Origin of the sequence: Sinorhizobium sp. B11 (assembly GCA_039725955.1) — a bacterium.
In the GTDB taxonomy this organism is placed as follows: domain Bacteria; phylum Pseudomonadota; class Alphaproteobacteria; order Rhizobiales; family Rhizobiaceae; genus Rhizobium.
On sequence record CP091034.1, the window covers coordinates 1,172,269 to 1,197,271 of the forward strand.

Consider the following 25,003-nt stretch of genomic DNA (forward strand, 5'->3'; position numbering starts at 1 on the left):
GCTCAGAAAGAAGCGGCGCGCCTGGCCCTGAAAGGAATGAGGGCGCTTTCGACGATATCCCGGTTCGCCTCGTCGCCGAACACACAGGTGCGATTGCGTCCCTTCTTCTTGGCGCAGTAAAGCGCCTCGTCGGCCGATGCGATGAGCTGGCGCCAGCCGCTTGCACCGCATAGACCGGAGGCGACGCCGATGCTGACGGTAATGGAAAGATCGATGCCGGTTTCCCCGTCACGGATCACATGCGCCTGAATGCGGCTGCGAAGTTCCTCTGCAAAATCGATGGTATTCGCAAGATCCGGTGTCGAAACGAGAACGGCGAATTCCTCGCCGCCATAACGTGCGACGACGTCGGTGGGACGCATCGCACCTTGCAAAAGGGTGGCCATTTCGATCAGCACGGCATCGCCGGTGAGGTGGCCATAGGTGTCGTTGACCGTCTTGAAGTGATCGATATCGATCAGCATCAGGCAGACATCTTCCTCGCGTTCCGAAGGCGCGTTGCCGAAGCCTTCCAGCGCCCGGCGGTTCCATACGCCGGTCAGCCCGTCCTTTTCGGCCTGCATCTTCAGCCGAGCCTCGTACTCGGCCCGCTCGTCAAGCTTGCCGCGCAGCAATTCCAGCGCGTCGAACAGGCTGCGCATTTCCGGCGCCTTTGATCCGGTCCCAAGGTTCGTCATGGCGCCGCCCTCGGCAAGCGCGATGATCTGTCGGCGGGCCGTCAGTAACGGATCGAGCATGTGAAGGCGGATGGAGCGGAATAGCATGAACAGCACCGCGAGAGCGGAGGCGGTGATCACAGCGATGACCGCCAGGCGATAGGACGCGGCATAGTGTTGGGTTCGGTAGCGCTTCACCACGTCGTCGAGAAATACCGTGCGCAGCCTTTCGAGTGGCTGCAGCGTCGGAACGTAGTCGCGCGTCAGATCGACTGCGGAAACCGAATAATCGCCGGAGATCTTGCCCTGCTCGATCAATATCTTAACGAGCTCGACGCCGGATCCGAAAAAGATCGTATCGATATCCTTCATGAGCTGCTGGGACAGCGCATCGCGATCGCTGACGATTTTCTGGCCCTGCATCAGCTTGCGCAACTCCAGGAGCCGGCCAATTGTGCGGCTTGCATCGGTGATATGGCTGTCACGCAGCGGCTGGCGCGTGGCAATCGGACCCATGATCTGTGAGGCAGCCCGGCCGCCATATTCGCGCATGTCACTGATCATCCGCCCCGTCAGGAATGGTGCGGTCAGTTCCGACCGGCGGGCGGTGAAGGCGGCTATGTGCCAGTCGACAACATGCTGGAAAGTTTCGATCACCTCGATCATCTCGCCGATCGCGTTCTGCACATCGTCCGGCTGGCGGTCGGCAAGCGGTGTTGCGGCAACGCGGTCGACGGCTTCGCGAGCCCTGCTAAGCTGCGTTCGTGTCTCGGCAAGCGCGGCCCTGAGATCGGGAAGGGAGGAGGATACGTCGACTTCAGGCGGCTCATCGAGCGCCTCGAGCGAGATATCGCTGATGCGCCGGAAGACCTTCAAACGCTCTGTTGCAGGCGCGCTGCTGTTCGGCTCGATCGCCATGATGTCGTTGGCTGGTCCGCGTTCCGCCGACATGCGGCTCGCCGCTTCCAGGACCTGGCGGAAACGCTCCACCGCCCGCAGATTGTCATTGGTCGAACGATAGCTTTCGTAGGTCGGAATGAGAGCGCTGGCTGTCAGAACGAGGGTAAGAAATGCCACGATGACAGTTGCAAAAAGCAGCTTTCCCTCAAGAGTGATGCGGTTCATCAAACCGAACCCTTTCAACCTGTCATCCGATCCGGCTCCGTTGCCGGTTTGCTGAATATGCTGATATCAGGCATATATTACCGATTTCGAGTATAGATAATCGATAATGCCCAACAGGGTTAAGAAAAGCGTGCAGGTGAAAGTTATGTGACCGCTCTATTAACTAGAGGCGCGCAAGATATGTGCGATAATCGAAATCCGATACGGTGCGAAGGTAGGCTATTGCTTCCTTGTACTTTGTGTCGCCATACAACTTTCGATACCTATCGCCGAAGATATTGGCGATAAAGGCTGACTGCCGGAAGGCTTCGACCGCCGTAAGGAAATCATGCGTGAGCCGTTTTGCGTCCGTTGGTGTGTAAGCGGGCGTCGTTTCCTCGCCCGGATCGAGATCTCCGTCGAGGCCGAGCAACATGCCGCCGAGGATCGCCGCCAGCAGAAGATAGGGATTGGCATCCGCACCCGCCACCCGGTGCTCAATGCGCGCCGCCGGTCCATCGGTATCGGGAATCCGGATTGCCGTGCCGCGATGTCCGCTGCCCCAGGTCAGATCGGTCGGCGCGAAGGAACCTGGCTGGAAGCGGCGATAGGAATTGGCAAAGGGCGCGAAGACCAGCTGGGCCTCCTGCATGGTCTGCAGCAGGCCCGCCGTCACCGATTTCAAAAGCCTCGGTTCGCCGCCCTTGGCATCGAGAATATTGTTGCCATCCCGGTCGATGATGCTCGCATGCACATGCAGCCCCGAGCCTGCATGCTCGGAATAGGGCTTGGCCATGCAGGTCGCTTTTAGCCCGTGCCTGCGTGCGGCCTGTTCGGCAACGCGCTTCAGATAAAGGCAGTCGTCGGCCGCAGCCAGCGCATCGGGCCGGTGCAGCAGGTTTACTTCGAACTGGCCAGGCCCGAATTCCGCCGTCGTCGCCTCCGCCGGCAGGCTCATCGCCTTGGCGTAGGCGCGCAGCGTCTGGAGATAGCCGTCGAGCGCATCGACCGCACTCATGTCATAAAGCTGGAAACCGTTCGGATCGCCGCGATAGGTAAGGCTTGCGGGCGGAGAGGGAATGCCCGTCTCGCGCCAGTTCTCCTCGACCACATAGAATTCCAGCTCGGTCGCCACCACAGGAGTCAGCCCGCGCTCGGCATAACGTTCAAGCACGGAGGCGAGAATACCGCGCGGATCCATGAAGCTCCGGCTGCCGTCGAATTCGTGCATCGTGGCAAGCACCTGCATCGATCCCTCGGGCGCCCAAGGCATTGGCGTCAGGCTGCGCCTATCGGGAATGACATTGCCGTCGGGGTCGCCGATCGTCAGCGACAGGCCCGTAATATCGTCATTGTCGTCGCCCCAGATATCGAGCGATTGCGTGGAGGTCGGCAGGCGGATGTCGCCGGCCCAGACCTTCTTTTCGGCCGATAGCGGCAGCTGCTTGCCGCGCAGATCGCCATTCATGCCGACGATCAGGATCTCGGAACGCGGATCACCCGCTTCAGTCTCTTTACCCTTGCTCGCCATGACCTTGAAAATCCTCTCGCAGAAGGCCAAGATCGTAAACCATCAGTCAAAGCCTTTCAATCCGAAGGTCTAATCATGTCCGATACTTACCCGCTGTCAAACCTTGCCGCGATCGATGCCGCACATCATCTGCATCCCTTCTCCGACATGAAGAAGCTGAACGCCGATGGCACCCGCATCATCCAGCGCGGCGAGGGTGTGCATATTTTCGACAGTCACGGCAAAAAGTACCTCGATGGCTTCGCCGGTCTCTGGTGCGTCAATATCGGCTATGGCCGCAAGGAAATCGCCGACGCTGTCGCGCGTCAGATGAACGAACTTCCCTATTACAACACCTTCTTCGGCACGACCTCGCCGCCGACGACCCTGCTGGCGGAGAAGGTGACGTCCAAGGCTGGCCCGCGCTTCAACCATATCTTCTTCACCGGTTCAGGCTCGGAAGCGAACGACACCTGGTTTCGCATGGCCCGCGTCTATTGGGCAGCCGTTGGCAGGCCCTCGAAGAAGACGGTCATTGCACGCCGCAACGGCTATCACGGCTCGACGGTTGCAGGCGCCAGCCTCGGCGGCATGAAATACATGCACGAGCAGGGCGATCTGCCCATTCCGGGCATCGTCCATATCGGCCAGCCCTACTGGTACGGGGAGGGCGAAGATCTCTCGCCCGCCGAATTCGGGCTGAAGGTCGCCCGCGAGCTCGAAGCCAAGATCGATGAGCTCGGCGAGGAGAACGTCGCCGCCTTCGTCGCCGAGCCGATCCAGGGCGCGGCCGGCGTCATCGTCCCGCCGGAGACCTACTGGCCGGAGATTGACCGCATCTGCAGGGCACGCAATATCCTGCTTGTGAGCGACGAGGTCATCTGTGGTTTCGGGCGGCTGGGCGAATGGTTCGGCCATCAATATTTCGGCGTCGAGCCGGATTTCGCGCCGATCGCCAAGGGCCTGTCTTCAGGCTATCTGCCGATCGGCGGAGTGCTCGTCAGCGATCGCATTGCCGAAGTGCTGATCAACGACGTCGGCGATTTCAATCACGGCTTTACCTATTCCGGTCATCCGGTCTGCGCCGCCGCAGCGCTCGAAAACCTGCGCATCATCGAGGAGGAGAAGCTCGTCGAGCGCGTGCGCGACGACATCGGCCCCTATTTCGCAAAGAAGTGGGGCGCCCTTGCCGAGCATGATTTCGTCGGTGAGGCGCAAAGTGTCGGCCTGATGGGCGGCTTGCAGCTTGCCGCCGACAAGAAGACCCGCAGCCGTTTCGAAAAGCCCGATCCGATCGGGGCGCTGGTGCGCAATCACGCGCTGGCAAATGGCCTCGTGCTGCGCGCCACCGGCGACCGCATGCTGGCCTCGCCACCGCTCGTCATCAGCCATGAGGAGGTCGACGAGATGGCGCGGATCGCCAAACTGGCGCTCGATGCGGCCTGGAAGGAACTGCGCGCTTAAAGCAATTCCGGCAAGAGTGCATTGCGGTTTTGCGTCGAAGAAAGAGGGAAATACTCTAGGGATAGGCGACCGCATAGGCGAATTGATAGGTGTCACCCGGCCGGCCGTAGATGTAGGGCAAGGTGACGACATGCGTCTCCGGCTGCTTCAAACCGTTCTGCGCCAGCACATCCCCGAAATAGTCGTTCGGCCAGGCGGGCGGCGGTCCGCCCTTGTCATCGCGCCAGACGAAAACGACGGGATGTTTTGCATCCAGTCGAAACGTCGGCTTGAAGTCCGGATAGAAATAGGTCTGCACCGGTGTGTCGGGCATCAGCAGCCGCATGTTACCGTCGAGATGCGGATCGTAGCCGACGATCAGCCCCGGTTCGCCGCCGATATCCTTGCGGATAATCTCGGCAAAGCCGGAATAGGGAATGTTCAGCCGCTGATATTTGCCGAAAAGCGGACCCCAATAGGCTCGCATGGCAAGCACGGCCAGCACCGCAACCATGATGACGCCGCCGACAGCAAGCGATGCCCGCAAGGGCACGCCTGCATCGACTTCGGCACTGTCTGCCTTCATGCAGATATAAAGCGGCAGGATGAGAAAGAGTGGCGTCAGCCACCGGTCGGCGACGTTGTCGACCCCGGCGAGCAGGATCATCAGTGCAATGGCGCCGATCTCGATCAGCAGGATGCGACCGGCAATTCTTGTCCAGCGGCTGGAAGCGCGCCACATGGCCGGCAACGATCTGGCAAAGAGCGCCAGGAAGATGGCGACCGATACGCCGGCTATGCCGACCATCGCGGAGATGAAGCGGAAAACGCCGGTCGACACCTGCGCCAGAAAGCTTTCCCCGTCACCGGTCATCTTGTGCAGCGTGCGGTCGACGGCAACGTCGAAGTGCTGCAGGAACCAGAGTGCGTGTGGCAACACGATAGCGATCGACACGACGATCGTCAGCGCCAGCCGCCAGTCTAGAATCCGCTTGCGAAAATCCGCGTCGATGAGGGCCGCGATCAGAGCGGCGGCCGGGAGGAGCGCGAAATTATACTTCGATATCATCCCGATGCCGGTCGCAATGCCGACAATGGTGTAGGAGATCGCCGAAGGCGCCTTCAGCGTGCGGAAAAAACCGTAGAGGAACAGCGATCCGGCAAAGATGGTTGCGACCGAATGCGTCAGGTCCCGCTGTGCCTCGAAGACGATCTGCGGCACGGTGAGCAAGCCAAGCGTTGCCATCACCACCAGGCTGCTGTTCCTCAACGTCAGACGCGCCGCCAGCCAATAGAAGACGTAGGACAGGAACAGCATGGTGCATTTGAGGAATGACAGCGAAAACAGCGACACGCCGATCAGCGATGTCACGCCATACTGCACCCAGTTGTAGAAGGGCGGCTGCGAATTATAGCCGAAGGCGAACCACTGCGAGAGCAGCATCTGCTCCGCCTCGTCCAGCTCCAGCGCATTGGGGATGCTGAGCCGCACGATCAGGTGGAGCAGAAAATAGGTTCCGAGCACCGCCAGGATCAGATGTGGCCGGCGGCTGAAAAGGCCCTGCACGTCAGCTTTCTCGAGAGAAGATCTGGCGTACGATATAGTTCGGCGAGGCGTCGTCGCGGTAATAGGTTCGGGCGATCATCTCCGCCAGGATGCCGGTCGTGATCATCTGCACCGACGACAGCAGCAGCACGACGCCGACCATAAGCATCGGTCGCGTGCCGATATCATTGCCCATGATGAACTTGTCGACGCCAAGATAGAGGAGGATCAGCGCAGCAAGGCCGCCGAGGCCGAGGCCGAGCGAGCCGAAGAAATGGCCCGGGCGGGCCTTGTAGCGCATGAAGAACATCACCGACAGCAGGTCGAGGATCACGCGGAAGGTGCGCGAGATGCCGTATTTCGAGGTGCCGTGCTGGCGTGCGTGATGGGTGACGGCCATTTCGCCGATGCGCGAGCTTGGCACGACGCCGGCAACCCAGGCTGGGATGAAGCGGTGCATCTCGCCCATCAGCTTCACCTGCTTGATGATCGAGGCGCGGTAGATCTTCAGGCTGCAGCCATAGTCATGCAGCTTCACGCCGGTGATGCGGCCGATCAGGTAATTCGCGCACCAGGAAGGGATCTTGCGCAGCAGCAGGCCGTCCTGGCGGTTCTTGCGCCAGCCGACGAGCAGGTCGAGTTCGCGCCGTTCCAGCTCCGAGACCATCGAAGGGATATCCTTCGGGTCGTTTTGCAGGTCGCCGTCCATGGTGGCGATCAGCCGGCCCTGGGCCGTGTCGATACCAGCCTGCATGGCGGCGGTCTGGCCGAAATTGCGCTGCAGTTCGACGATGCGCAGCGTCAGCCCGTCGCGGTTGACGAATTTACGGGCGTTGACGAGTGTTGCGTCCGTGCTGCCGTCGTCGACGAGGATCAGTTCCCAGCGATGCGGATAGTCGGCCATGGCCGCGACGATGCGCTCGATGAGCGGGCCGATGCTTTCTTCCTCGTTGAAAACAGGGACGACCAGCGACAATTCGAGCGGTTGCATCTGATCATTCGCATCGCGAATGGACTCTACCGTTGTCTGCAAGTTTCATTTCTCCTAAAAGGCGCGGCAATGAAGGACCAATGGAATACCAGCCGCCGCAGCCAAACTTAGGAAGCCTGATACATGAAGACCCCGAGTGTTGAAAGCGGGCAATCCTGGTTTCTGCGCAATCGCATGAGCCTGCTGACGGTCGCAATCGTCGCAGCCTATGCACTTTTCATCGAATGGTTCTGGGGCTGGTCGGTCATATTGGAACAATGGGCCGCCGTCGGAGCACGTCCGGTCATCGGCGCACTGATACTCCTGACCAGCACCTATTTCCTGCGTACATGGCGCATCTACGATTATTTTCCACGGGAGACGGCAGGCCGTTTCGTGGCACTCTTCCGCGTCACGCAGATCCATAACCTCCTGAACATCATGCTGCCCTTCCGCGCCGGCGAGACGAGTTTTCCGGTGCTGATGCGCACGGAATTCGGCATTCCGCTGACCCGCGGCACCTCCGCCCTGCTGGTCATGCGGCTTCTGGACCTGCATGCGCTGCTCGCTGCCGCCGGCCTCGGTTTTGCTGTGGCCGCCTCCAATGCTGCGCTTGCCTGGCTCGTCTGGGTCATATTTCTGTTCCTGCCGGTCTTTGCCTTCGCTGCCCGCAAGCCGCTGCTGCGTCTCGGTGCAAAGCTGTTGCCGCGCAAGGCGCAGGCACTGCTCCATGAGATCGAGAATGGACTGCCTTTCGATGCCGTAGCCTTCGGCCGCGCCTGGGCGATGACCATCGTCAATTGGCTGGTGAAGGTGTTGGTGCTCGCCTGGGCGCTCGGCCTGATGGGCGTGCTGCCGATGGCCGCAAGCTTCGGCGGCGCGCTGGGTGGCGAGCTTTCCTCAGTATTGCCGGTACATGCGCCGGGCGGTGTCGGCACTTATCCGGCCGGCATCACTGCCGGTGCGGTCGCCTTCGGTGCGTCAAGCGAACGCTCAGCACTGGATGCCCTGGCGCAGGCGAGCGTGAGCGCGCATCTCCTCATCATCGTTTCGGCCCTGACCGGCACCGCCATCTCGCTCCCGCTCGGCCGCCGCAAGGCTAGATCCTAAGCTCCGCAATGCGCTTGCGCAGAAAGACCTGTTCCGGTTCCTGGCGGCAGAATGTCAGCGCCGTCTCGTAAGCTTCGATCGCTTCGGCCCGGCGTCCAAGCCGGCGCAGGAAATCCGCGCGCGCCGAGTGAGCGAGGTGATAGGTCGAAAGCTCTCCCTTGCCGAGAATGACATCGACAAGTGCGAGGCCTGTCTCGGGTCCGTCAGCCATGGCGATTGCCACCGCGCGGTTGAGTTCGGCAACAGCCGACGGATGGGCGGCAAGCAGCAGGTCGTAGTAGGAGGCGATGCGCCGCCAGTCCGTCTCTTCGATGTTGCCGGTCTTGGCATGTTCCGCCGCGATCGCTGCCTGAACCGTGTAGATCCCAACTTCGGGCGTGCGCATGGCGATCGAAAGCAGCGAAAGCCCCTCGGCGATCTTGGTCCGGTCCCATCGTGACCGATCCTGATCGGCAAGCAGCACAAGCGCGCCGTCGCCATCCTGCCGGGCAGCACGGCGCGACTCCTGCAGGAGCAGCAGCGACAGCAGGCCGGAGACATCCGGATGCGGCAGCAGGGTCGCCAGCAACCGTGCCAGCCGGATCGCCTCGGCCGTCAGATCCGCTCGGACGATCGTGTTGCCCGAGGATGCCGAATAGCCCTCGTTGAAAACGAGGTAGATGACGTGCAAGACCCGGTCGAGCCTTTCAGGTAGCTCGGCCCCCACGGGCACTTCATAGGGAATTTTCTCCGTCCTGATCCGGTTCTTGGCGCGCACGATACGCTGCGCGACGGTCGGCGCCGGCACGAGGAAGGCGTGCGCAATTTCTTCCGTCGTCAATCCGCAGACCTCACGTAGCGCCATCGCGGTCTGTGCATCGGCGGCAAGCGCCGGATGGCAGCAGATGAAGATCAGCCGCAGCATGTCGTCCTCGATCGGTTCCATGTCGCCAATCTCCGTTTCTGTGCCATCAGGATAGAGGCCGTCCTCGATGTGCTGCAGCGAGGCGTTGAAGCGGGCTCGCCGCCGGAGGTGATCGATCGCCTTGAAGCGCCCTGTCGAGACGAGCCAGGCGACCGGATTGTTGGGCATGCCGTCGATCGGCCACGTCCGCGCCGCTGCCGCAAAGGCGTCGTGCAGCGCCTCTTCCGCCCGGTCGAAATCGCCGAGCAGGCGGATTAGCGTCGCCAGAACCCGGCGCGAATGCTGCCGGTAGATATCCTCGATCACCCGTTCTCCAATCACCTGTTTCAAGGGCCGGCCCTCACTGCGGCAGGGTGAGAAGCCTCACCGGACGCAATTCGATCGACCCGACCCGGGCGCTCGGAATGCCCGCAACGACGTTGCGCGCCTCTTCGAGATCGGCCGCCTCGATGATGTAGATGCCGGCCAGATGTTCCTTGGTCTCGACATAAGGGCCGTCGGTCGAAGACAGAATGCCATGGCGCACTCTCAGGACCGAGGCGCTCTCGGGACCTTCCAATGCATCGGAATGGATCATGATGCCCTTGCGCTCAAGCTCCTCGTCATACTGGAAATGGTCCCTCACGAGCTCGTCGCCCTCGGCCTTGCTGAGCGTGCCATCCATATCGGCAGGATTATAGATGAGGCAGACGAAGCGCATCGCTATCTCCCATCCTTGATCGAATAGGCGGGCCTGATCTCGATCGACGCATATTTGAGGATCGGGAAGGTGGCAATGATCGCCTTGGCTTCCTCCATATCCCCAGCCTCGATCACCACGAAGCCGCCGAGATGTTCCTTGATTTCGGCGAATGGACCATCCGTAGCGGCGACGGTGCCGTTGCGAACCCTGAGCGTTACGGCCTGCTCGGGCTCATAGAGCGCCAGTGCGCTCAACATATGGCCGCTGTCGCGCCAGTGGTCATCGCTGATGATGCACTCCTGCGTGACCGCTGCCCATTCCTCCTGACTGACCTGGCTGCTCTTTTCAGTATTGAACCAGACTTGACCCAGAAATTTCATGGCATGACCTCCTCAGCCGAATTCGTGGATGGGGCGAACCTCGATCGCGCCGAGCTTTGCCAGCGGGATGCCGGCTGCAACACGGATCGCGTCGTTGAGGTCCTTGGCTTCAATTAGGATGAAGCCCCCGAGCGCTTCCTTCGTCTCGATGAAGGGGCCATCGGTGACCGACATCTCGCCGCCGCGCACCCTGACGGTGACGGCCGACTGCGGCGACTGCAGCGCCTGCGCGACGATCATGTGGCCGCTGTCGGCTAGGTCGCGGTCATAGGCGAGCGAATCCCGGCCGAGCTTGTTCTTCTCTTCCTGCGACATGGCCGACAGCACCGTGCCGTCGAACCAGACCTGGCAAAGATATTTCATTGCTTATCCTCCACGCTGTACTTTCACAGCCCTTGGAGCGCCGTGCGTCCATTCGGACGCACAAAGGACACTCTAAATCTTTGAATCTATGCATCGGGCTCTCCTAAAATCTATCGCGATTTTCGGGCCGATGCTTAGAGACGAACAGCCTAGGTACTTTTCGACAGGGAAGAAAAATATCTTTCAAGCGGTTTGCGTGTCGAAAGACGAAGGCAGCGCTCGACAAAGCTTCATCTGACAACATCGAGGAGATGGAGCAATGAGCATGCTTGAATTCGGAATAGCACATCTGATCGTCACACGCGGCGTGCGCAAGATGCCGCCGCTTGAGAATGCCGAGGTGATGAAGATGCTGGTCAGGACCGGGATTGCGCTGGCGGCATTTGCCGGCCTGATCGAAGCGCTGCAGCTTGCCGCAAGCGCCTGAGAACAGCTTTGGCCCGACCGATAAGGTCGGGCCAAAGCTGATACTTACTGAAACGCCGTTTCGAAGAAGCTGCGCAGCTTGCGCGAATGCAGGGCTTCCGGCGGCATGGCGGCAAGCTTCTGGATTGCTCGTATGCCGATCTGCAGATGCTGGTTCACCTGCGTACGGTAGAAAGCGGTCGCCATGCCCGGCAGCTTGAGCTCGCCATGCAGCGGCTTGTCGGAAACGCAGAGCAGCGTCCCATAGGGAACGCGGAATCGGAAGCCATTGGCGGCAATCGTCGCCGATTCCATGTCGAGCGCGATGGCGCGAGCCTGGGACAGTCGTTTCACCGGGCCGGCCTGGTCGCGCAGTTCCCAGTTTCTGTTGTCGATCGTGCCGACCGTGCCAGTGCGCATGATGCGTTTCAGCTCAAAGCCCTCGTAACCGGTGATCTCGGCAACGGCGGCCTCGAGCGCCACCTGCACTTCGGCAAGTGCCGGGATCGGCACCCAGACCGGCAGGTCGTCGTCGAGCACATGATCTTCGCGCATATAGGCATGCGCCAGAACGTAGTCGCCGAGGCGCTGGCTGTTGCGCAGGCCGGCGCAGTGGCCGAGCATCAGCCAGGCGTGCGGGCGCAGCACGGCCACGTGGTCGGTGATCGTCTTAGCGTTGGACGGACCGACGCCGATATTGATCATGGTGATCCCGGCATGGCCCTTCTTCTTGAGGTGATAGGCCGGCATTTGGGGCAGGCGGGTAAGCACGGCATCCGTTTCCGGAACGCTCGATCCTGCAAGCGTGACGATATTGCCGGGCTCAACGAAGGCCGTATAGCCATCGCCGCCTTCTGCCATCAGCTTGCGTGCCCACGAGCAGAATTCGTCGATATAGAACTGGTAGTTCGTAAACAGCACGAAGTTCTGGAAGTGCTCGGCACCCGTTGCCGTATAGTGCGACAGGCGGGCCAGCGAATAGTCGATGCGCTGTGCGGTAAAGGGGGCCAGCGGCGAGGGCTCGCCGGGAGGCGGCAGATACTCGCCGTTGGCAATTTCGTCGTCCGTCGTGTTGAGGTCGGGCGTATCGAAGAGATCGCGCAGCGGAATATCGACAAAAGCCGCTGCCGACGCTTCCACATGCGCGCCTTCGCCGAAAGCGAAGTGCAGCGGGATCGGCGTCGAGGATTCGGAAACGACGACAGGCACGTTATGGCTCTTCACCAGCAGCGAAAGCTGTTCCTTCAGATAGTGCTTGAAGAGCTTTGGCCGGGTGACCGTCGTCGTATAGACGCCGGGTGCCGTCACGTGGCCGTAGGAGAGACGGGAGTCGACATGGCCGAAGCTCGTCGTCTCGATGCTCACCTGCGGGTAGAAGGCACGGTAGCGGGAGGTGACCGGTGCACCCTGCGCAAGCCTCGTGAAGCTGTCGATCAGGAAGGACGTGTTGCGCTCGTAAAGTGCCGTCAGCGCCTCGACGGCTTTTGCCGGATCATCGAAGGTTTGCGGCTCGAAAGGGGGAGGCGACGAAATGTCGAACGCGGACAGGGGATAGATTCGTTTGCTCATGAGGCATTATAGAGAGTCGTTTTTAACAAGCAAACGACGCTCAAAGGCTGAGACCCAGATTTTTCCCGGGTCTCAACGGATGACGGTGCAGTAACCGCCGCTGCTTGCCAGGCATGTATAGTTCGCGCCGAAATGCGATTGCTGTGCGCCGCCGCCACCGCCGTTGCGCACGACGACTGCCGAAAACGAAATCGCGAAGATCGCCGCAAACAGCGTTATGATTGTAAAGCGTCTCGCTAGAATGAACACGTCCACGTCCTTACCCCGATATGCGCCCTTCATGGTGCTGTTTTGCCATGATGTGGCTGAACGGGTGCTGAGACGGTGGTTCATTTTGCGTTCAGTTTCTGAGGCCGGCTAAGGTTCTCAGAGGCCGAGCGTTTCAGAGACGGGTCCAGGTCTGCGTTTTGCAGAAGACCTGCATCATGCAGCCCTGCATCTTGAGCGAGCCGCCGGAGATCGTGCCCGAGCCGCTATAGGTCTTGTCGTCGGCAGGATCGGTGATCTCACCACTATAGCTGCCGCCGGCACCGGACAGTCTGCCGATCTTCTTGCCGGCATATTTGCCCGTCTTCAGCGTGATGCAGTATGCCCCGCCGCAGGGCGCAATCACTGCCGTATCGCCGGCGCGGGTCTTCCAGTTGCCGACGATCGGTTCATCTGCCTGGGCAAGGCCTGCCGCGAGTACCAGTGCGCCGGCAAGAACGAGGGTACGGATCATCTCTTCCTCCTTGAGATATGAAATGGCGCGAAAATAACTGACGCGAACGTAAAGGTAAATATGATGCGGGACGGGCCAAAAATCCGGCCTCCGCGCGAGGTTTTTTCTGCTGATGGCCAGATCGATGCTGATTTCATAGTGAACAAATCCTCAATTTCCAAATCTGAATTTTTCGTAAAAGGCGCTGGAAAATCCTTAATTCGCAGGGATTCCGATGTTTAACAAAAACCCAAGTTTACCAAGCATTTGCACTTTGTTTGCGTCAAATTAATCATGCATTTTAGGCGTTTTTTGAAAGCCGTTTGGCATAGTGAACCCATCAAACGAGCGGGGCAAACCCGCCGGACCGGAGAGGCCGGAAGCCGCAGAAGATGGCAAGGCCCAAAGGTAAAACAGGGTACGTCTTAACAGGCTAAACAGGGATAGAACCGATGGCACGCTTTGAAATGCACAATGCTGAAATGGCCACCATGGGTGGCGAAAACAACAGCGCCGATGTCTTCTGCGAAATGGGTCTGATGTATGCGACCGGCCGTGGTTGCGAGATCGATCTCGTCTCCGCTCACAAGTGGCTGAACATCGCCGCAATCAAGGGCAACGACCGCGCCGCCGAGCTGCGTGCCGATGTGGCCGCTGCGATGAGCAAGATGCAGCTTGCCGAAGCGCTCCGCGCCGCACGCGAATGGATGACGATCCACTAAAGACTGTCGTCGCTTGGCGCGACGCGCTCCAAGGACCGTCTCCAACAAGACAATTCGAAATAACAACCTCAAAAGAGGGGAGCTGGCGGGGCGCTTTGGACGGGGCCGACGCCGGGAGAAGGAAACCGCGACCGGCGCCCTCCCGCCGGCCGCGGTTTACCCGTTTTTGGTTTCCCGTTCTCAGGCGAGTTTCTTCAGGACCTGCGGCAGAGCCTCTTCGAACCGCGCCATTTCGGCTTCCGGCCCGACACTCACGCGGATGCAGCGGTTCAGCGGTGCCACACCCGGCATGCGGATGAAGACGCCATGTTCCATCAGCCCGTCGACGATCGCCCGAGCATGAGTGCCATCGCGGCCGGCATCGATTGCCACGAAATTCGTTGCCGACGCCAGCGGCTGCAGGCCGTTTGCCCTGGCAATACCGGCGATCCTGTCGCGCGCGGCATGGATCTTCCCGATCACCTCCGAAAGGTAGGCCTGATCCTTGAGGGCTGCGAGCGCAGCGACCGTCGCAAGCCGGTTCATGCCGAAATGATTGCGGATCTTGTCGAAGGCCAGCGCCGTGCCGGGCGTCGAGATCGCGTAGCCGACGCGGGCGCCGGCAAGACCGTAGGCCTTGGAGAAGGTGCGGGTGCGCACGATGTTCGGCAGATCGATGAGCGACCCGATCGACGGCAGGGCAGAAGCCGGGCCGGTCTCGCTATAGGCTTCGTCGAGGATCATCAGACAGGTTTCCGGCAGCGCGCGCGCAAAGGCGACGATCTCTTGGGCATCCCACCAGCTTCCCATCGGATTGTCAGGGTTGGCGAAATAGACAAGCAGTGCGTTCTCGCGCTTGACCGCATCGAGCAACGCGTCGAGATCTTCCCGGTCGCCGGCATAAGGAACGGTGACCAGTCGGCCGCCGAAGCCGTTCACATGGAAATTGAAGGTCGGATAGGCTCCGAAGGAGGTCACGACGGTGCCGCCGGGCTCGATCACCAGCCGCACGATCTGCCCGAGCAGTTCATCGATGCCGCCGCCGATTGCGATATTGGCCGGTGTCACGCCTAGATGGCTGGCAAGCGCCTCGCGCAGCGCGTAATTTTCCGGATCGTTGTACTTCCAGATGTCGCCGGCCTGCTCGCGCATGGCGGCAATAACCGAGGGAGCCGGGCCGAAGCCGTTTTCATTGGCGCCGATGCGCGCTTCGACCTTCAGACCGCGCTGACGCTCGATGGCCTCTGGGCCGACGAAAGGGACGGTGGAGGGCAGGGCGCTGGCGAGCGGCGTGAAGCGCGAGAAGGCAGACATGCGAGGGCAATTTCCCGGGATTATTGAAAAAGCCGCGCAAGAATAGGCTCTCGCTTTGCCATGGCAAGCAAGATTATTTCACGCCCGCTGCGGCCTAGACGCGGGGGCTGTTGCGGCGTGCGTTGATCGCTTCCATATTGCCGATCATGAAGTCTGCGCGCACTACCTTGCGTAGAACCTCCGGCTCCATGAGGTTGATGAAGCGAACGCCGATGCGCTCGTGATGGCGGTAGACCTCGGCACAGCCGATGCGGTAGGCGAGCCCAAGAATATTCAGGTAATAATGTTTGGGCAGACCGGCCGTAGTCGACACGACAAAGGTCGCGCCACCCTGGGAAATGTCGAGAATTTCGGCGCTGCGCATCGAAATCCCGGTAAGGCAGGGGCGAACGGCCACGATACGGGCCGGTCGTTTGACGTTGAACTCCTCCCAGCGAATATCGTAGACAGCCGACTTCACCGTGGCGAGGTGCGTTGCGCGGAGCATTTCCATTTCGCATTCTCCGTCAGGCAGTTCAAAATGTGGAGCAGTTCGAATTTCAGGCTGTTCGACAGAGAGGCTCACACGAATGTTTTTCACATTCGTCAAATATAAAACTACAATTTTAACGAGATCAAAATTTGTGCATTAGCGGCACATCTATTGTGCCCTCTTGGGAATAAACTGTCGTCGCTCAGGCCAGCAATCTTGCCGCGCAATAGCCCCCGGCAGCGCTAAGTGCCGTCAGAAAGGTTCCCCAGGCCATGTCCACAAGGCTCATGGCGAGGGGCCAGTTCTTCAGTGTCGACAAATTCGTGATGTCATAGGTGCCGTAAGCCGCCAGCCCCAAAATGGCACCATAGAGAAGCGTCGTGCCGATCGAGCCGCCGGAAAGCCCCGGCAAAACCGCAAGCACGACGATCGCAGCAGTGAAGAGCAGATAGAAAAGCGCCGCGATACCGAGGTTCGGCACGGGAAGCATCAACTCGCCCAACTGGTCGCGATAGAAGGTGCGAGCGACGATGCCGAGCCATAAGGCGTCAACAACGGCAAGGGTGAGAAGGCAACCGGCATAGGCAATAAATGCAGTTTTCATCGTCTTTCATCTCCTGCTTTGTCCGTTCTACGCCATGGCCCGCCTTGCGGATCGCCGTTGATTCTCTTTGCGCGGATTTTTCCCGAACTCTTTCATTTGCCGGGCGTTTTCTCTTTGCGATGTGCTGCTTTCAATAATGAAGTGAGGAAACTGAAATGACTGATGTCAAAGTTCCCTGGGAATCCTGGGTCGTCGTGTGCGATGGGGCAAAAGCCCTGATAATGCAGAATGCCGGCGATGCCGAACTGATGAACCTCCAGGTCCGTGAAACTCTTACGCAGCCCAATCAGCCGACGCGCGAGCTCGGCACCGACAAGCCGGGTCGCGCCTACGCCCCCGATGGGCTCAGCGGCAGCGCCATGGAAGAGACCAACTGGCAGGACCAGGCCGAAGCCGACTTTCTGAAGGAAGTTGCCGTGAAGCTCGACGAGCTCGTACATGAAAAGGAGGCAAGCCGCATCGTTCTGGTAGCGCCTCCGCGTGCGCTCGGCACGTTGCGTCCCAATCTCAGTGCCGACGCACAGGCCGCAATCTCGGCCGAAGTGGCGAAGGATTACACCAATCTCCCCGTCGACCAGATCGAGCGGCATCTCGCCGCCTGATCGCCACAAGCCATCGCTCTTTGAAACGCGGGTCACACGGCCCGCGTTTTTATGCGGCCAGATTGGGAATCAGAGGCTGGTTTCGAAGCTCAACCGCAGCACGTGATGCAGGAATTCGGGGTTCAGCAGCATGTTGAAGCTGATGGTCACGAATTCGTCTTCGCGCTTGACCACGGTCGCCCCGATCTCGTCGTGGATGCCGAGGATTTCCAGGAAGAAATTCTGCGGCATTTCCAGGCTGGGGCTGACTTCCAGCAGCGCGCCGGCTAGCGTGATGGTGCGGATCAGGCAGCGCACTTGCGTGCCGGTGCTGAGGTGATGGCCGACGAAGATGATATTGCCGGGCCGATCGAGGTTGAATTCTCTGTAAGCCTGTTCGGGCTTGGGATGTTCTGTGTCGAGGTGCATCTGAAAGGCCATGTCAGCCTCCGCTTGTTGTACGATCTGACTTTAACGCAGGATTGCTCACATCTGCTGAACAATATCTTTAAAATTGAAAGCTTGTGCAAAATCTAACGGCATAACGCTTTTATCGTCGGCAATATTGTTCAGAATCTGCCCATTTTTTCACCAAGCCTGTGCCGATCTTGACTTGGCATCCGTCGTCGCGCATAGAGAAGCCGGTTCGAGGCACCGGCCGCTCGCGGATGAAGATCCATGGTGAAGCCCTCGCGATCATGGTCACAGCCCCTGTGCATGCTGACTGACGGCAATGCGAGCCCCCCTGACAGTCGAATGGCATGCCTTTGAAAGGCTGACTCCATGACTCGTACCACCATGACTATGGCCTATCCGCCGGTTGATGAACTGAAGGCCCAGGCAAAGCGCCTGCGCCAGGCCATGACCGAGCGCGGCAGCGAGATCACTCATGCCGCCGCCCTGGAACTGATCGCCCGCCAATATGGCGTCCGCGACTGGAACACGCTGTCGGCCCTTGCTGCCAAGCCCAATGACAAGCCTGCGTCGCCGATCTTCGTCGGCGCGCATATTCGCGGGCGTTACCTGAACCAGCCTTTCACCGGCAAAGTTCTCGCATTGTCGGCTGTCCCGGGCAGCGAGTTCTACAGGATCACCATCCATTTCGATGAGCCTGTCGATGTCGTGACCTTCGAGAGTTTCTCGGCCTTCCGCCAGCGCGTCCATGCCCAGATAGACGAGAATGGCGTCTCGCCGCGCAAGACCTCGAACGGTCTGCCGCATCTCATTCTCGATATCTGACAGCCTGATCGTTGCCCGCAACACCCGGATTCCGTCCATGACTTCAAATTCGCAAACGAATGCATTCCTGACCGGCACGCTGCCTTCGGTCTTTGCCCGCACGGCGCTGCCAATCATCCTGATCACCACCATCAACGGCCTCTTTGCCGTGGTGGACGCCTATTTCCTTGGCGCTTATGTCGGGGCCGGTGCGCTTTCCGCCGTCACCCTTATCTTTCCCGGCCTGATGATGCTGGTGGCCCTGCAGTCGCTCGTCTCGAACGGTATGGCGAGCATCCTTGCCCGTGAACTCGGCTCCGGCAATCGCGATGCCGCCCGCCGCACCTTTGCGGCGGCCCATGTGCTGGCAATCGCCGTCGTGCTTGTCATCAACGCGATCTACTGGACCGTCGGCTGGCGCATCGTCGACAATGCCGCCGCAGGCGATCTCGCCGTTGCCGAAAATGCCCGTGCCTTCATCGGCATCATGGTCGGTGCGGCACCCGTCGCCTTCTTCCTGTCGCTGAATATCGATGCCCTGCGCAGCGAAGGCCGGATCGGATTCATGACCATGGTGATGCTTGCCGCCACGGCACTCAACATCGTCGCCAACTGGTTCTTCATGGCGATCCTGCAATGGGGGGTGGCCGGCTCGGCGCTGGGCTCGGTGCTGGCGCAGGCGATCTGCCTTGTTGCCGTGCTGATCTATCGCTGGCGCGATGAGCGCGCACTTCGTCCGGCATCCCGCTTTCCGCTTGCGGACTGGCGGCCGATCCTGGCACTTGGCGCGCCGATGAGCCTCGGCTTCATCGGCATCTCGCTCTGCTCGGCAGCCGTCATCTTCAATCTATCGATCTGGGGCGAGGGCGATTATGTCGCGACTGTTGGCGCCTACGGCATCATCACCCGTGTCATGACGGTGGCTTACCTGCCGCTACTCGGCCTCAACATCGCCTTCCAGACGATCTGCGGCAATAATTATGGGGCAGGCCTGTCCGAGCGCGTCGGCCGCAGCCTGCAGATCGCGCTGGTCGCCGCTCTCGTCTACTGCGCCGGCGTCGAGATAACGGTCGAACTATTGGCAAGCCGCCTTGGCCATGTCTTCGTGGCCGACCCAGTGGTCATTGCCGAGGTCTCGCGCATCCTGCCCTGGACGGTCGGCGCCTATTTCCTGTTCGGCCAGATGATCGTCCTGTCAGGCTATTTCCAGGCGATCGGCGATGCCAAGCGCGCGGCGATCTTCGGCCTGTCGCGCGCCTATCTCTTCACCCTGCCGCTGACTTTCCTGCTGCCGCATGCCTTTGGGGAGATGGGTATCTGGATGGTGCCGGTCTTTGCCGAAGCCTGCATGTTCCTGCTGGCCTTTGCCGTCCTTTCGCGCAATGCAAGGCGGCTCGGCTGGCGGTACGGGTTGCTGCCTGCTTGAGGGCAGAGCATGGAAAAACGAAGAAGGCCGCGCCTTTTTGGGCGCGGCCCTGTTTCAATCCTTCGCGGCTGCAGGTGCGGATGCGGTGGCAGCCTCCGCTTCCCCGAGCGCCTGGGCGCATTCCTCGCAGCAGACCTCGACGGTCTTTCCACCAAGCTTGACGCTGATGGCATCAGCTCCAAGTTCGCAGTCGCAGGCAGCGCATGTGGTCTTCTTCATCTGTCATCCTCCGTTGGTTCCCCGTCAGGGGCGGGATCATAAGACCACTGGTGGCCCTTCATCGCTGTCGAATTCTTTAGCGATTTCAGGCCCGCAGCCGCGTGGCACGCTGGAACTCTGCCGGCGTCTGGCCATAGGCCTGGCGGAAGGATGCGGTGAAATGGCTGTGGCTGGAAAAGCCGAGATCGAGGCCGAGCGCCGTCAGATCCTCATACTCGCCAAGAAGATCGAGCGCGCGGGCAAGGCGGAGCCGAAGCTGGTAGCGATATAGCGGGGTCGCCTCCACCTGCTGGAAGACCTGGGTGAGATAGACAGGCGAAACGCCCACTTCCGTTGCGATTTCGGCAAGCGTCCAGCGCCGCGCGAGATCGGAGGAGAGAACGAGCTTTGCCCGGTCGACAAGCTTCTGCCGACCGGCACTCGCACCCGCTGCATGCGAGGTGCGTTCGCCGAGCGAACGGCGCACGAGAGTGAGTGCCAGCGTTTCCGCTTCCAGCGTCTCGGCAACACCCCGGCGCAGCCCATGGCGAAGAAGCGCGACAAGCGCCTGCGCCCGCGGATCGATGCGCCGGCGCTGGCGCTTGAAACCGAACAGCTCTCCGGCCTGCACCTGATCCCTGGGCGCGAGTTCGGCCAAAAGGGATTCGTCGATTGAAAGATCAATGCAGGCATCGCCGCCCTCGACGGGATGGCTGATGCGATAACCTTGGCCGGCATTGAAGAACAGCATCTGGTTGGCTTCCGCCACCGTGTCGGTGCGCCCGACATGACGCATGAAGACGCCGCGATAGGGATAGACGAGGCTCGTCTTATGGGCGCATTCCTCGTCGCTCTTGTGACGGCATTCCCCGTTGCAGACAATGTCGCGGATCGCGACAGTCTTCGTCTTCAAGAGCAATGCGGTCGAAAATTGCGACATCGGTCTTTCCGGATTTTTGCGCGGCGAGTGCTGCCCGCCGCTGCACCCTATCACAATCCCTTGTTGCGCCAGTAGTGGCTTGAGATATGCACGTCGCTTTCGATCTGGCCGCGGGAAAGGCCGATATCCTTGAGCTGATCGTCGGACAGCTCCATGACGGCGCTGCGACTGCGCCGTTCGGCGAGCTTGCGTGCTATCAACCGAAAGCCCGTGACGAGACTTGCAAGAAGACGGGACTGTCTGGTTTCCGTCCGGCGGGTGGTCTCGGCATAAATTGTAAGGCTAGAGCCGCGCATGGTGTTCCTCCATCCATTGCGTTTGAATGGGAGGATTGAACCATCTGCGCGGCTCGCCCGCTGTCAGATTATTTAGCGATCTGCGGCCGGATCAGGCTTTCAGCAGCCATTCGTGTTCCGGCGCATTGTAGAACTTCCAGACACGCTTCGGCCCCGCCATGACATTGAGATAATAGAGATCGTAGCCATGCGTTGCCGCGCAGGGATGATAGCCCTTCGGCACCAGCGTCACGTCGCCGTCCTCGATGGCTATCGCCTCATCGAGCGAGCGGTCGTCCGTATAGACGCGCTGGAAGCCGAAGCCCTGGGGCGGGTTGAGGCGGTGGTAATAGGTCTCTTCCAGCATGCTTTCATGCGGAAGATTGTCCTGGTCATGCTTGTGCGGCGGATAGGAGGAGGTGTGCCCGCCAGGCGTGATGACCTCGACGACGAGCAGCGAGTGCGCCGAGCTATCGTCTTCGGGCATGATATTGTTGACATGGCGCACATTCGTGCCCTTGCCGCGGGTCAGCGGCGGGTGCGTGCCGGGCGGAATGGCCTTCGCCTCATAGGTGCCGCCGCCGGGGGCGGAGCAGACGGCAAGCTCCAGATCCGTCTCGGCCGTCACCGACCATGTCGATTCCATCGGAATATAGAGAGCATGCGGCGCGCCATCGAAAGGGCTCATGCGCTCGCCGAGCGTACCGAAATCCCTGGTGCCGGCCGAAGCCTTGCCCTTGCCGCTCACCCAGACGAGGCAGACCTCGCGTTCGCCTGTCTCTCCCGATGCCGTCTCGCCCGGCTTTAAGCGATACATGTCGAAGCCGACATAGGTCCAGCCGGCGCTTTCGGGCGTCACATGCGTGACGCGGCCGGTCTTGCCTGACGGTTTTACCTTGAGGTTTGGCATTGGTGTTTCTCCTCCTGAATTGGTGGGTGCGGCCCCTCATCCGGCTGCCGCCACCTTCTCCCCGAGGGGAAAAGGGATATGCCGCGCCCGCCTCTTTTCCCTTCTCCCCCGGGGGAGAAGTTGCCCGAAGGGCGGATGAGGGGGCTTCGGGCTCCAGCAGTTTTGTAGTTACCCTTTCGGGAAACCTTCCGTCTCCACCGTATAACCAGCCGCCGTCATGACACGCATCAATTCGGCATGACCGATCTCCGCCATCTTCTGCGGCGGCGCCTTGCGCGGATCTTGCTCCGCCTCGACCACGAACCAGCCTTCATAACCATAATCGGCGAACCGCTTGACGATGGCGCCGAAATCGAGCGAGCCGTCGCCCGGCACGGTGAAAGCGCCGAGCGCTACTGCGTCAAGGAAGGATTGCTTGCTGCGATCCAGGCCATCGACGACGGACTTGCGGATATCCTTGACGTGCACATGGTTGATGCGGGCATGGTGATTGTCGATCGCGCGCAGCACGTCGCCGCCGGCAAAGGCCAGATGCCCGGCATCGAGCAGCAGCGGAATGCCGGCGCCCGAATTCTTCATGAAGGCATCGAGCTCCGGCTCGGTCTCGACGACAGCTGCCATGTGATGATGATAGGAAAGCGGCATTCCCTGATCTGCGCACCATTCGCCGAATTCGGTGACGCGGCGCGCATAGGCCTTCATCTCGTCATCTCCAAGACGCGGCTTGGTGGCGAGTGGCTTGGAGCGGTCGCCCTGGATCGAGCGGCCGACTTCGCCGTAGACGATGCAGGGCGCATTGACCGCCTTGAAAAGTTCGATCATCGGCGCGATGCGGTCCTTGTTGGCCGCAAGCTCCTCGTTGACAAGCGTGCCGGAGAACCAACCGCCGCAGAGCGTCACGTCGGCGGCGCGCAGAATGGGCAGCATCTCCTGAGGATTGCTCGGGAAACGGCGGCCCTGCTCCATGCCGGTAAAGCCGGCAGTGCGTGACTGGCGCAGGCATTCTTCAAGGGACACGTCGTCGCTGAGTTCAGGAAGGTCGTCGTTCCACCATGCGATGGGCGACATGCCGAGTTTGGCCTTCATCGATAGTCTCCTTAAATAGAGTGCGGAGGAGCGCTGCCGCTCCTCCGGAAAATGATAGCAATTGGATCAGCCGACGCGCTGGGCGGCGCGTGCCTTGACATAGGCCTCATGGGCCTTGTTGACCTCGCCGCGCGGGCTGACTTCCGGCACCGCCACATCCCACCAGTGACCACCGGCATCCGTCGTGATCAACGGGTCGGTATCGATGACGAAGACCGAGGTGCGATCGTTCTTCTTCGAATCGGCGATCGCCTGTTCCAGTTCGGCGATGGAGGAAACCTTCACTGCAATCGCGCCCATCGCTTCCGCATGCGCGCGGAAATCGATCTCGGGCATGACCTCATGATAGGAGTCCTTCAACAGGTTGTTGAAGTTGGCGCCACCGGTTGCCATCTGCAGGCGGTTGATGCAGCCATAGCCTCTATTGTCGAGCAGTACGATATTCAGCTTGAGGCCGAGCATGACCGAGGTCGCAAGCTCGGAATTCAACATCATGTAGGAGCCGTCGCCGACCATGACGACGACGTCCTTTTCCGGATGAGCCATCTTGGCGCCGAGGCCGCCGGCAATCTCATAGCCCATGCAGGAGAAGCCGTATTCCATGTGGTAGCTGCCGGGGACGGTGGCCGGCCACAGCTTGTGCAACTCGCCCGGCAGGCCGCCCGCCGCACATAGCAGCGTCGTCTTCTCGCCGCCGATGGAACGAACCACGGCACCGATGACCTGCGCGTCGGAGGGCAGGGCGGCATTGGTGGCGGCCATGGCCTTGGCGGCAGCCTCCATCCAGACGTTCTTTTCCTTCGTTGCCTTCTCGGCAAGCGCCGCTGGCGCTTTCCAGCCGGAAAGGCCTGAAGAAAGCGCCTTCAGTCCCTCGCGCGCATCGGCAACGAGCGGATGGCTGTCATGCTTCAGCGCGTCATAGGCTGCGATATTGAGGCTGAGCAGCTTCAAGCCTTCATTCTTGAAGAGCGCCCAGGAACCGGTCGTGAAATCCTGGCAGCGCGTGCCGACGGCAATCACCAGGTCGGTTTCCTCGGCAATCGCGTTGGCAGCCGATGTGCCGGTCACGCCGACGGAGCCAAGCGCCAACGCATGACGCTCGTCGATTGCCGACTTGCCGGCCTGGGTGACGACGACGGGAACGCCATGCGCTTCCGCGAAAGTGGCAAGCTCCCTGGTTGCCTGCGAATAGAGAACGCCGCCGCCGGCAACGATGACGGGCTTCTGCGAAGCCTTGATCAGAGAAATGGCATTGGCAAGCTCATCGGCATCCGGCTGCGGACGGCGCACCGTCCAGACCTTCTCTTCGAACAGGCTTTCCGGATAATCGAAGGCTTCCGCCTGAACGTCCTGGCAGAGCGACAGCGTCACAGGGCCGCAATCGAGCGGATCGGTCAGCACCTGCATGGCGCGCTTCAGCGCCGTGATGATCTGTTCCGGCCGGGTGATACGGTCGAAATAGCGCGAGACCGGGCGGAAGGCATCATTGGCCGAGACCGTGCCGTCGCCGAAATCCTCGATCTGCTGCAGCACCGGATCGGGCGCGCGATTGGCGAAGATATCGCCGGGCAGGAAGAGCACCGGGATGCGGTTGACATGCGCCACGCCGGCAGCCGTCACCATGTTCAGAGCACCGGGGCCGATCGAGGTCGTGCAGGCCATGAAACGCTGGCGGAAGCTCGCCTTGGCATAGGCGATAGCCGCGTGGGCCATGCCCTGTTCGTTATGCGCACGATAGGTCGGCAGTTCCTGGCGCACCTGATAGAGCGCCTCGCCCATGCCGGCGACATTGCCGTGGCCGAAGATTGCCCAGACACCACCGAAGATCGGCACCTTCTTGCCGTCGAGGATGGTCATCTGCACTTTAAGGAAATGCGCGACGGCCTGCGCCATCGTCAATCTTACCGTCTTGCCCATCGGGCGCCTCCCAAATTCA

The 25,003-nt window shown here is 60.6% G+C and carries 28 protein-coding genes; 7 read left to right on the forward strand and 21 right to left on the reverse strand.

Annotated elements, in window-relative coordinates:
* Window positions 1-2: 2 nt before the first annotated feature.
* Together LVY75_15580 and LVY75_15585 are read right to left on the reverse strand one after the other, a co-directional pair.
* Window positions 3-1,781: a diguanylate cyclase gene (locus LVY75_15580; GenBank protein XAZ24621.1), complete on the reverse strand. Its 1,779-nt coding sequence runs from the start codon at window positions 1,779-1,781 to the stop codon at window positions 3-5.
* 163 nt (window positions 1,782-1,944) lie between these two features.
* Window positions 1,945-3,291 carry a glutamine synthetase family protein gene (locus LVY75_15585; protein XAZ24622.1) on the reverse strand — a complete coding sequence of 449 codons (1,347 nt, stop codon included), beginning with the start codon at window positions 3,289-3,291 and terminating at the stop codon, window positions 1,945-1,947.
* A 75-nt stretch (window positions 3,292-3,366) separates the two neighbouring features.
* Between LVY75_15585 and LVY75_15590 the strand changes: the two genes are divergently transcribed.
* The gene (locus tag LVY75_15590; protein XAZ24623.1) at window positions 3,367-4,734 is read left to right on the forward strand and encodes an aspartate aminotransferase family protein; all 1,368 of its coding nucleotides are present in this window, start codon (window positions 3,367-3,369) and stop codon (window positions 4,732-4,734) included.
* Window positions 4,735-4,789: 55 nt separating this feature from the next.
* Here LVY75_15590 and LVY75_15595 read toward each other — a convergent pair whose 3' ends face one another.
* Complete coding sequence (locus LVY75_15595; GenBank protein XAZ24624.1) at window positions 4,790-6,280, reverse strand: glycosyltransferase family 39 protein; 1,491 nt, start codon at window positions 6,278-6,280, stop codon at window positions 4,790-4,792.
* A gap of 1 nt (window position 6,281) precedes the next feature.
* The gene (locus LVY75_15600) at window positions 6,282-7,292 is read right to left on the reverse strand and encodes a glycosyltransferase family 2 protein (GenBank protein XAZ24625.1); all 1,011 of its coding nucleotides are present in this window, start codon (window positions 7,290-7,292) and stop codon (window positions 6,282-6,284) included.
* A gap of 81 nt (window positions 7,293-7,373) precedes the next feature.
* On the opposite strand from LVY75_15600, the gene LVY75_15605 reads away from it, so the two are divergent.
* A complete protein-coding gene (locus LVY75_15605) occupies window positions 7,374-8,339 on the forward strand; it encodes a flippase-like domain-containing protein (GenBank protein ID XAZ24626.1) in 966 nt (321 codons plus the stop codon).
* On the opposite strand, the gene LVY75_15610 is transcribed toward LVY75_15605, so the two are convergent.
* Genes LVY75_15610 through LVY75_15625 form a run of 4 tightly spaced genes read right to left on the reverse strand, consistent with a single transcriptional unit; the run spans window position 8,329 to window position 10,668 of the window.
* Window positions 8,329-9,564: an RNA polymerase sigma factor gene (locus tag LVY75_15610; GenBank protein XAZ25730.1), complete on the reverse strand. Its 1,236-nt coding sequence runs from the start codon at window positions 9,562-9,564 to the stop codon at window positions 8,329-8,331. The genes LVY75_15605 and LVY75_15610 overlap by 11 nt on opposite strands.
* 19 nt (window positions 9,565-9,583) lie before the next feature.
* The gene (locus LVY75_15615) at window positions 9,584-9,943 is read right to left on the reverse strand and encodes a YciI family protein (GenBank protein XAZ24627.1); all 360 of its coding nucleotides are present in this window, start codon (window positions 9,941-9,943) and stop codon (window positions 9,584-9,586) included.
* Between the two features lie 2 nt (window positions 9,944-9,945).
* The gene (locus tag LVY75_15620) at window positions 9,946-10,305 is read right to left on the reverse strand and encodes a YciI family protein (GenBank protein ID XAZ24628.1); all 360 of its coding nucleotides are present in this window, start codon (window positions 10,303-10,305) and stop codon (window positions 9,946-9,948) included.
* 12 nt (window positions 10,306-10,317) lie between these two features.
* Window positions 10,318-10,668: a YciI family protein gene (locus tag LVY75_15625; GenBank protein XAZ24629.1), complete on the reverse strand. Its 351-nt coding sequence runs from the start codon at window positions 10,666-10,668 to the stop codon at window positions 10,318-10,320.
* A gap of 259 nt (window positions 10,669-10,927) precedes the next feature.
* Here LVY75_15625 and LVY75_15630 point away from each other — a divergent pair, with 259 nt between their 5' ends.
* Window positions 10,928-11,095, forward strand: coding sequence for a hypothetical protein (locus tag LVY75_15630; protein XAZ24630.1), 168 nt, complete (start codon window positions 10,928-10,930; stop codon window positions 11,093-11,095).
* A gap of 44 nt (window positions 11,096-11,139) precedes the next feature.
* Here LVY75_15630 and amn read toward each other — a convergent pair whose 3' ends face one another.
* The 3 genes from amn to LVY75_15645 all read right to left on the reverse strand — a co-directional run bounded on the left by amn (window position 11,140) and on the right by LVY75_15645 (window position 13,363).
* Window positions 11,140-12,642 (reverse strand): AMP nucleosidase, encoded by a 1,503-nt coding sequence (amn, locus tag LVY75_15635; protein XAZ24631.1) that lies wholly within the window; start codon window positions 12,640-12,642, stop codon window positions 11,140-11,142.
* A gap of 72 nt (window positions 12,643-12,714) precedes the next feature.
* Complete coding sequence (locus tag LVY75_15640; protein XAZ24632.1) at window positions 12,715-12,897, reverse strand: hypothetical protein; 183 nt, start codon at window positions 12,895-12,897, stop codon at window positions 12,715-12,717.
* Between the two features lie 127 nt (window positions 12,898-13,024).
* Window positions 13,025-13,363 (reverse strand): DUF2147 domain-containing protein, encoded by a 339-nt coding sequence (locus LVY75_15645; GenBank protein ID XAZ24633.1) that lies wholly within the window; start codon window positions 13,361-13,363, stop codon window positions 13,025-13,027.
* 431 nt (window positions 13,364-13,794) lie between these two features.
* Between LVY75_15645 and LVY75_15650 the strand changes: the two genes are divergently transcribed.
* Complete coding sequence (locus tag LVY75_15650; GenBank protein XAZ24634.1) at window positions 13,795-14,064, forward strand: sel1 repeat family protein; 270 nt, start codon at window positions 13,795-13,797, stop codon at window positions 14,062-14,064.
* A gap of 180 nt (window positions 14,065-14,244) precedes the next feature.
* Here the strand turns inward: LVY75_15650 and LVY75_15655 are convergent, their stop codons facing one another.
* From LVY75_15655 to LVY75_15665, 3 genes are all read right to left on the reverse strand, one after another.
* Window positions 14,245-15,357 (reverse strand): pyridoxal phosphate-dependent aminotransferase, encoded by a 1,113-nt coding sequence (locus tag LVY75_15655; GenBank protein ID XAZ24635.1) that lies wholly within the window; start codon window positions 15,355-15,357, stop codon window positions 14,245-14,247.
* Between the two features lie 94 nt (window positions 15,358-15,451).
* Window positions 15,452-15,850, reverse strand: a complete 399-nt coding sequence (locus LVY75_15660; GenBank protein XAZ24636.1) for a PilZ domain-containing protein — start codon at window positions 15,848-15,850, stop codon at window positions 15,452-15,454.
* A 181-nt stretch (window positions 15,851-16,031) separates the two neighbouring features.
* Complete coding sequence (locus LVY75_15665) at window positions 16,032-16,433, reverse strand: DUF2177 family protein (protein ID XAZ24637.1); 402 nt, start codon at window positions 16,431-16,433, stop codon at window positions 16,032-16,034.
* 155 nt (window positions 16,434-16,588) lie between these two features.
* On the opposite strand from LVY75_15665, the gene LVY75_15670 reads away from it, so the two are divergent.
* Window positions 16,589-17,035 carry a host attachment family protein gene (locus tag LVY75_15670; protein ID XAZ24638.1) on the forward strand — a complete coding sequence of 149 codons (447 nt, stop codon included), beginning with the start codon at window positions 16,589-16,591 and terminating at the stop codon, window positions 17,033-17,035.
* Between the two features lie 69 nt (window positions 17,036-17,104).
* Here LVY75_15670 and LVY75_15675 read toward each other — a convergent pair whose 3' ends face one another.
* Window positions 17,105-17,443, reverse strand: coding sequence for a hypothetical protein (locus LVY75_15675; protein ID XAZ25731.1), 339 nt, complete (start codon window positions 17,441-17,443; stop codon window positions 17,105-17,107).
* Between the two features lie 369 nt (window positions 17,444-17,812).
* Between LVY75_15675 and LVY75_15680 the strand changes: the two genes are divergently transcribed.
* Both LVY75_15680 and LVY75_15685 read left to right on the forward strand, forming a co-directional pair.
* Window positions 17,813-18,253, forward strand: a complete 441-nt coding sequence (locus LVY75_15680; protein ID XAZ25732.1) for a hypothetical protein — start codon at window positions 17,813-17,815, stop codon at window positions 18,251-18,253.
* Window positions 18,254-18,290: 37 nt separating this feature from the next.
* Entirely contained in the window at window positions 18,291-19,658 is a 1,368-nt protein-coding gene (locus tag LVY75_15685; protein XAZ24639.1) for an MATE family efflux transporter, read from the forward strand.
* Window positions 19,659-19,712: 54 nt separating this feature from the next.
* Here LVY75_15685 and LVY75_15690 read toward each other — a convergent pair whose 3' ends face one another.
* The 6 genes from LVY75_15690 to iolD all read right to left on the reverse strand — a co-directional run bounded on the left by LVY75_15690 (window position 19,713) and on the right by iolD (window position 24,984).
* The gene (locus LVY75_15690) at window positions 19,713-19,877 is read right to left on the reverse strand and encodes a hypothetical protein (protein XAZ24640.1); all 165 of its coding nucleotides are present in this window, start codon (window positions 19,875-19,877) and stop codon (window positions 19,713-19,715) included.
* A gap of 85 nt (window positions 19,878-19,962) precedes the next feature.
* Complete coding sequence (locus LVY75_15695; GenBank protein ID XAZ24641.1) at window positions 19,963-20,796, reverse strand: AraC family transcriptional regulator; 834 nt, start codon at window positions 20,794-20,796, stop codon at window positions 19,963-19,965.
* A 50-nt stretch (window positions 20,797-20,846) separates the two neighbouring features.
* On the reverse strand, window positions 20,847-21,092 hold the full coding sequence (locus LVY75_15700; GenBank protein ID XAZ24642.1) for a DUF1127 domain-containing protein: 246 nt from the start codon (window positions 21,090-21,092) through the stop codon (window positions 20,847-20,849).
* Window positions 21,093-21,183: 91 nt separating this feature from the next.
* Window positions 21,184-21,981 carry a 5-deoxy-glucuronate isomerase gene (gene iolB / locus LVY75_15705; GenBank protein XAZ24643.1) on the reverse strand — a complete coding sequence of 266 codons (798 nt, stop codon included), beginning with the start codon at window positions 21,979-21,981 and terminating at the stop codon, window positions 21,184-21,186.
* 168 nt (window positions 21,982-22,149) lie between these two features.
* On the reverse strand, window positions 22,150-23,067 hold the full coding sequence (gene iolE / locus LVY75_15710; GenBank protein XAZ24644.1) for a myo-inosose-2 dehydratase: 918 nt from the start codon (window positions 23,065-23,067) through the stop codon (window positions 22,150-22,152).
* 66 nt (window positions 23,068-23,133) lie between these two features.
* The gene (gene iolD / locus LVY75_15715) at window positions 23,134-24,984 is read right to left on the reverse strand and encodes a 3D-(3,5/4)-trihydroxycyclohexane-1,2-dione acylhydrolase (decyclizing) (GenBank protein ID XAZ24645.1); all 1,851 of its coding nucleotides are present in this window, start codon (window positions 24,982-24,984) and stop codon (window positions 23,134-23,136) included.
* Between the last annotated feature and the right edge of the window lie 19 nt (window positions 24,985-25,003).

Bases quoted from the DNA above. Each gene is read 5' to 3' on its own strand.
- LVY75_15630 (XAZ24630.1), top strand. From the start codon at position 10,928: ATGAGCATGCTTGAATTCGGAATAGCACATCTGATCGTCACACGCGGC.
- LVY75_15670 (XAZ24638.1), top strand. From the start codon at position 16,589: ATGACTGATGTCAAAGTTCCCTGGGAATCCTGGGTCGTCGTGTGCGAT.
- LVY75_15585 (XAZ24622.1), bottom strand. From the start codon at position 3,291: ATGGCGAGCAAGGGTAAAGAGACTGAAGCGGGTGATCCGCGTTCCGAG.
- LVY75_15625 (XAZ24629.1), bottom strand. From the start codon at position 10,668: ATGAAATATCTTTGCCAGGTCTGGTTCGACGGCACGGTGCTGTCGGCC.
- LVY75_15660 (XAZ24636.1), bottom strand. From the start codon at position 15,850: ATGGAAATGCTCCGCGCAACGCACCTCGCCACGGTGAAGTCGGCTGTC.
- LVY75_15700 (XAZ24642.1), bottom strand. From the start codon at position 21,092: ATGCGCGGCTCTAGCCTTACAATTTATGCCGAGACCACCCGCCGGACG.
- LVY75_15675 (XAZ25731.1), bottom strand. From the start codon at position 17,443: ATGCACCTCGACACAGAACATCCCAAGCCCGAACAGGCTTACAGAGAA.
- LVY75_15645 (XAZ24633.1), bottom strand. From the start codon at position 13,363: ATGATCCGTACCCTCGTTCTTGCCGGCGCACTGGTACTCGCGGCAGGC.
- LVY75_15590 (XAZ24623.1), top strand. From the start codon at position 3,367: ATGTCCGATACTTACCCGCTGTCAAACCTTGCCGCGATCGATGCCGCA.
- iolE (XAZ24644.1), bottom strand. From the start codon at position 23,067: ATGAAGGCCAAACTCGGCATGTCGCCCATCGCATGGTGGAACGACGAC.
- LVY75_15580 (XAZ24621.1), bottom strand. From the start codon at position 1,781: ATGAACCGCATCACTCTTGAGGGAAAGCTGCTTTTTGCAACTGTCATC.
- LVY75_15665 (XAZ24637.1), bottom strand. From the start codon at position 16,433: ATGAAAACTGCATTTATTGCCTATGCCGGTTGCCTTCTCACCCTTGCC.
- iolB (XAZ24643.1), bottom strand. From the start codon at position 21,981: ATGCCAAACCTCAAGGTAAAACCGTCAGGCAAGACCGGCCGCGTCACG.
- amn (XAZ24631.1), bottom strand. From the start codon at position 12,642: ATGAGCAAACGAATCTATCCCCTGTCCGCGTTCGACATTTCGTCGCCT.
- LVY75_15680 (XAZ25732.1), top strand. From the start codon at position 17,813: ATGACTATGGCCTATCCGCCGGTTGATGAACTGAAGGCCCAGGCAAAG.
- LVY75_15690 (XAZ24640.1), bottom strand. From the start codon at position 19,877: ATGAAGAAGACCACATGCGCTGCCTGCGACTGCGAACTTGGAGCTGAT.
- LVY75_15615 (XAZ24627.1), bottom strand. From the start codon at position 9,943: ATGCGCTTCGTCTGCCTCATCTATAATCCTGCCGATATGGATGGCACG.
- iolD (XAZ24645.1), bottom strand. From the start codon at position 24,984: ATGGGCAAGACGGTAAGATTGACGATGGCGCAGGCCGTCGCGCATTTC.
- LVY75_15695 (XAZ24641.1), bottom strand. From the start codon at position 20,796: ATGTCGCAATTTTCGACCGCATTGCTCTTGAAGACGAAGACTGTCGCG.
- LVY75_15620 (XAZ24628.1), bottom strand. From the start codon at position 10,305: ATGAAATTTCTGGGTCAAGTCTGGTTCAATACTGAAAAGAGCAGCCAG.
- LVY75_15655 (XAZ24635.1), bottom strand. From the start codon at position 15,357: ATGTCTGCCTTCTCGCGCTTCACGCCGCTCGCCAGCGCCCTGCCCTCC.
- LVY75_15605 (XAZ24626.1), top strand. From the start codon at position 7,374: ATGAAGACCCCGAGTGTTGAAAGCGGGCAATCCTGGTTTCTGCGCAAT.
- LVY75_15650 (XAZ24634.1), top strand. From the start codon at position 13,795: ATGGCACGCTTTGAAATGCACAATGCTGAAATGGCCACCATGGGTGGC.
- LVY75_15685 (XAZ24639.1), top strand. From the start codon at position 18,291: ATGACTTCAAATTCGCAAACGAATGCATTCCTGACCGGCACGCTGCCT.